1 protein-coding gene is annotated in these 502 nt (G+C 65.7%); it reads right to left on the reverse strand.

From position 1 onward, the window contains the following. A partial coding sequence (locus FY036_RS00075) for a GTP-binding protein (protein ID WP_235897420.1) occupies positions 1–502 on the reverse strand: 502 nt, incomplete at both ends.

Here is a 502-nt window from a genome sequence, read left to right on the forward strand (position 1 = left end):
GCCAGCCTGGCCCTGGTCGAGCAGCTTGCGGAACATCTCGACGCCGGTAACCGTCGTCTTCGACGTCGCACGGATGCCGACGATCTCGACTTCCTCGCCAACCTTCACGATGCCGCGCTCGACGCGACCCGTCACCACCGTGCCGCGGCCCGAGATCGAGAACACGTCCTCGATCGGCATCAGGAACGGCTGGTCGATCGGACGCTCGGGCGTCGGGATGTAGGCGTCGACTTCGGCCATCAGCTTGCGAACCGCGTTCTCGCCGATCTCCTTGTTGGAGTCTTCGAGCGCAGCCAGCGCCGAACCCGGAACGATCGGAACGTCGTCGCCCGGGAATTCGTACATCGACAGAAGCTCGCGAACCTCGAGCTCGACCAGCTCCAGCAGCTCCGGATCGTCGACCTGGTCGACCTTGTTCAGGAACACCACGATCGCCGGGACGCCGACCTGACGGGCAAGCAGGATGTGCTCGCGGGTCTGCGGCATCGGGCCGTCGGCAGCC

The sequence above is a fragment of the Neoaquamicrobium microcysteis genome, from assembly GCF_008180155.1.
GTDB classification, from domain to species: Bacteria; Pseudomonadota; Alphaproteobacteria; order Rhizobiales; family Rhizobiaceae; genus Aerobium; species Aerobium microcysteis.